Origin of the sequence: Sphingomonas sp. FUKUSWIS1 (assembly GCF_000733135.1) — a bacterium.
GTDB classification, from domain to species: domain Bacteria; phylum Pseudomonadota; class Alphaproteobacteria; order Sphingomonadales; family Sphingomonadaceae; genus Sphingomonas; species Sphingomonas aerolata.
Genome location: NZ_JPJC01000033.1, coordinates 1 through 4147, shown reverse-complemented (window position 1 = coordinate 4147; position 4147 = coordinate 1). Strand labels below are relative to the sequence as shown.

The 4147-nt window shown below is 69.5% G+C and carries 5 protein-coding genes and 1 pseudogene; 1 reads left to right on the top strand and 5 read right to left on the bottom strand.

Annotated features, from left to right (window positions below; genetic code table 11):
* Window positions 1–621 (top strand): glycosyltransferase (locus sphsw_RS03180; protein ID WP_042466460.1); only part of this gene is annotated, 621 nt, incomplete at its 5' end.
* Here the strand turns inward: sphsw_RS03180 and sphsw_RS03175 are convergent.
* The 5 genes and pseudogenes from sphsw_RS03175 to sphsw_RS03155 all read right to left on the bottom strand — a co-directional run.
* Complete coding sequence (locus sphsw_RS03175) at window positions 566–1633, bottom strand: AI-2E family transporter (protein ID WP_031439338.1); 1068 nt, start codon at window positions 1631–1633, stop codon at window positions 566–568. The two genes, sphsw_RS03180 and sphsw_RS03175, sit on opposite strands and share 56 nt — an antisense overlap.
* Window position 1634: 1 nt before the next feature.
* Entirely contained in the window at window positions 1635–2630 is a 996-nt protein-coding gene (lepB, locus tag sphsw_RS03170; protein WP_031439337.1) for a signal peptidase I, read from the bottom strand.
* A complete protein-coding gene (acpS, locus tag sphsw_RS03165) occupies window positions 2627–3049 on the bottom strand; it encodes a holo-ACP synthase (protein ID WP_031439336.1) in 423 nt (140 codons plus the stop codon). Before acpS ends, lepB begins: the two co-directional genes overlap by 4 nt.
* A 135-nt stretch (window positions 3050–3184) precedes the next feature.
* Complete coding sequence (locus tag sphsw_RS03160) at window positions 3185–3925, bottom strand: pyridoxine 5'-phosphate synthase (protein ID WP_031439335.1); 741 nt, start codon at window positions 3923–3925, stop codon at window positions 3185–3187.
* Window positions 3922–4147, bottom strand: a pseudogene (locus tag sphsw_RS03155) (orotate phosphoribosyltransferase); the annotation flags it as partial. The gene sphsw_RS03160 and the pseudogene sphsw_RS03155, both read right to left, overlap by 4 nt.

Sequence of the window (4147 nt, the reverse complement as noted above, 5' to 3'; positions counted from 1 at the left end):
CGGGTCAGCGTCATCCCCAACCCGCCGGCACTCGCCGCGCCGGGCGCGACGCTCCCCGTGCTGCCGTCGCGGTTCATCCTCGGCGTCGGCCGGCTCGAACCGCAGAAGCGCTGGGACCGGCTGCTCGCCGCGGTCGCAGCACTCGGCGATCGCGACATCGCGCTCGTCATCCTCGGCGAGGGCAATTGCCGCGGCACACTCGCGGCGCAGGCGACCGCACTAGGCCTCGCCGCCCGCGTCCATCTGCCCGGCCATGTCGCCGATCCGCTCCCGGCAATGGCCCGCGCACAGGTCGTCGCGCTGACCTCCGATTTCGAAGGCGTGCCGGGGGTTCTGCGCGAGGCGCTGTCGGTCGGCACGCCCGTCGTCGCGACCGATTCGAGCCGCGCGATTGTCGAGATCATCGACACCCCCGCACGCGGCACGATCGTCGCGCGCGACGACGGCCCCGCACTCGTCGCCGCACTCGACGCCTGGCTCACACCCGGCATTTCGCGGCCCGCACCTGTCCCGCAACCCGGCAGCGACTCGGCGCAGCGCTATCTCGCGCTGTTCGACACGCTCGTCAGTCCGCGGCCTTCTCGTCCTCGCGGTCCGACCGACGCTCGAGCGCGGTCTTGAGCATCGCGGTCATCGGATCGGCAAGCGCGAGGCCAAGGATCCCGAACAGCGCGCTCGCGAGGATCTGCGCGCCCAGCGTCAGCGCGGGCGGCAGGTCGACGGTGCGCTTGGCGACCATCGGCACGATCACATAGCCGTCGATCGTCTGCACCACGAAATAGGTGCCGATCGCCCAATATCCGGTGTCGACGCCCGCGCTGAAGCCGACCGCGACCATCAGCACGCCGGTGACGATCGCACCGATATTGGGGATGAAGGCGAGGATGCCTGCGATGATCCCGAGCAGCATCGCCATCGGCACGCCGCCGATCGCCAGCGCGATCCCCGTCGCGACGCCCTCGACCGCCATGCCGAGCAACCGCCCGGCGAGCAGCCGCCGCATCGTCTCGCCCATCGTTACCATCGTCCGGGCGAATTCGTCGCGCAGGTCGGTCGGCACCATCCACTGGACGCCGCGCGCATAGGTGCCCGGGTCCATCGCGATGAACAGCCCGAGCACGAGGATCATGAACAGGCTGGTCAGCGCGCCGATCGCGGTGCCGACCCAGGATGTCACACGCCCGACCGACCCCAGCGCCTGCTTGGCGATCCCGCTCACGTCCGACACGCCCGGCATCAGCCCCTGCGACGCCAAATAGCCCGTAAACCGGTTCGCCTGCAGCTCGAGCGTCGAGCGCAACTGCGTCACCTGTTCGGTCACCTGCACCCCGGTCAGCACGAACGTGCCGATCATGAACACCAGCACCAGCACCACGACGATCAGCAGCCGCCATCCGCGGCTGATCGGCAGCACGCGCCCGAGCAACCGGACGCCGCCGTCGAGCAGCGACGCGAACACCACCGCGGCGAAGATCAGCAGCAACGGCTGGACCAGCACGATCGCCAGCGCGATCAGGCAGGCGAGCCCCAGCCAGATCGTCGCGCGCCGGATTTCCTTACGCAGGGCCGGGTCGCGCATCTCGACCGGGCTGGCCTCGTCGACGCGCTTGGTCGCGCCGCTATCGTCGGCCATCTCAGTTCGCCGTTGCAGGGTGGAGCGACGTGCCCGCGCGATCCGACCGGAGCGATCCCCACCAGGTCAGCGGGTTGTAGGTCGCATCGCCGTCGAGGCTGAAGGTGATGAACTCCGCGCGCCCGCCCAGATTCTCGTACGGCACCGGCCCGCCAAGGCCGAGCTGCGTCAGCGCAAAGCGGCTGTCCGCGGACCGGTCGCGATTGTCGCCCATCAGGAAGACATGAGCCGCCGGGATCGTGATCGGCCCGTAATCGTCGCCCGGGCTCCAGCCCATCTCGATCGTGTCGAACCGCCGGCCATTGGGCAGCGTCTCGGTGATCGTCGGCAGGCGACAGATCATCGCGCCGTCGGCCCGCGTCTCGCGCGCGCCGGGATATTCGTCCTCGCTGCACGGGCTGTTGGTGTCGACCGGGATCAGCGTGTCGTGGACGGGGCCGCGCTTCACCGGCACGCCGTTCAGGATCACCGTCCCGCCGCGCACTTCCAGCCGGTCGCCCGGCAGGCCGATCACGCGCTTGATATAATCGTTCTGTGTTCCCGGCGGCGTCACGATCACCACGTCGCCGCGCGTCGGCAGCGATCCGAACAGCCGCCCCTTGATGAAGGGGATCTGCACGCTCCAGCTGTCTTCCTGCTGGCGGAGCACGACGCTCTTGAAGATCGCGACCGGGTTCGGGATCGTCGGCGACACGAACGACCAGCCATAGGCGAACTTCGTGACGACCAGCCGGTCGCCGATCCGCAGCCCCGGCAGCATCGATTCGCTCGGGATGTAGAAGGGCTTGGCGATGAAGCTGTGGAAGCCGAGCACCACCAGCACCAGCCAGAATATGCCCTTCACCTCGCCCCACCAGTCGGTCCCGCGGCGCGCGGGTGCCGTCTTCGTGGTGGGAGGGGAACCGTCGTTGCCCGGGGGCGGGACGGGTGTGGCGCCGACCCGCGATGCTGCCGGATTCTCGAGCGACTCTTTGCCGTCCAACGCCGCTTCCTTCATCGATCTTTATCCGCGGATAACAGGGGTATAGCTTCGATTATCACAAAGGCCTGCGCCCAGGGATGATCGTCCGTCATGGTCAGGTGCACGCGTGCGGCGTGGCCTTCGGGGGTCAACGCGTCAAGCCTCGCCTTGGCCCCGCCGGTCAGGGCCAGCGTCGGCGCACCGCTCGCGGCGTTGACGACGCCGATGTCCTTCATGAACACGCCTGCGCGAAACCCGGTGCCGACCGCCTTCGAAAACGCCTCTTTCGCCGCGAACCGCTTGGCGAGCGTCCCCGCCTTGGTGAACGGCCGCCGCGCCGCCTTGGCCAGCTCCACCTCGGTAAACACCCGCTGCTCGAACCGCTCGCCGAACCGCTCGACCGACGCCTTGATCCGCTCGATATTGCACAGGTCCGACCCCAACCCGATGATCATCGCGACGCCTGGAGTCGGAAGACAAGATATGTTCTCGCGAAGGCGCGAAGGCGCGAAGCGAGCGGGAGACGCGAGCCCGGGGCGGTCTTCAGACTCTTCGCGCCTTCGCGCCTTCGCGTGAACCCCATCTGCACGCTACCGCGCCGCATCCATAGCCTCGCGCATCCGCCGCACCGCCTCGCCAAGCCCGACGAACAACGCCTCGCCCACCAGGAAATGCCCGATGTTCAGCTCGCGCACCTGCCGGATCGCCGCGATCGGCGCGACATTGTCATAGGTGAGGCCGTGCCCGGCATGCACCTCGATGCCGTTCTTCGCCGCCAGCGCCGCCGCATCCTCGAGCCGCCGTAGCTCGACGCTGCGCGCATCGCCCGACAGCTCGACATAACGCCCCGTGTGCAGCTCGACGACCGGCACCTTCAGCCGCACCGCCGCCTCGATCTGCCGCGCGTCGGGCTCGATGAACAGCGACACGCGGATCCCCGCCCCGGCCAGCGCGTCGACCAGCCGTTCCATCCGGTCATAATGCCCCGCGACGTCGAGCCCGCCCTCGGTGGTCAGCTCCTCGCGCTTTTCGGGCACGATGCACGCCGCATGCGGCCGGTGGCGCAGCGCGATGCCGAGCATCTCGTCGGTCGCCGCCATCTCCAGGTTGAGCGGGATCGCAAGCTCGGTCGACAGCCGCGCGATGTCGTCGTCGGTGATGTGCCGGCGATCCTCACGCAGATGCGCGGTGATCCCGTCCGCCCCCGCCGCCGCCGCGACCAGCGCCGCGCGGACCGGATCGGGATAGCCCGCCCCGCGCGCATTCCGCACCGTCGCGACGTGATCGATGTTGACGCCGAGGCGCAGATGCGCGGTGCCGGGGGGGCTCATGCCGCCGCCCTGCTGCCGGGCTTGATCGCCGGGATCGCCGCGAGTTCCGGGGGCAGCGCATCCGCGGCATAGGTCGGCACGTCGAGCCGGATCAGCGGGAAGAACGGCACGCCCAGATCCGCCGCGCCGTTCGACCGGTCGACCAGCGCCGCCGCCGCGACCGTCTCGCCGCCTGCGCGCCCGATCGCCGCGATCGCTTCCTTCGACGACAGCCCGGTGGTC

Excerpts from the sequence above, each read along its gene's own strand:
- sphsw_RS03160 (WP_031439335.1), bottom strand. The coding sequence starts at position 3,925 with ATGAGCCCCCCCGGCACCGCGCATCTGCGCCTCGGCGTCAACATCGAT.
- lepB (WP_031439337.1), bottom strand. The coding sequence starts at position 2,630 with ATGAAGGAAGCGGCGTTGGACGGCAAAGAGTCGCTCGAGAATCCGGCA.
- sphsw_RS03175 (WP_031439338.1), bottom strand. The coding sequence starts at position 1,633 with ATGGCCGACGATAGCGGCGCGACCAAGCGCGTCGACGAGGCCAGCCCG.
- acpS (WP_031439336.1), bottom strand. The coding sequence starts at position 3,049 with ATGATCATCGGGTTGGGGTCGGACCTGTGCAATATCGAGCGGATCAAG.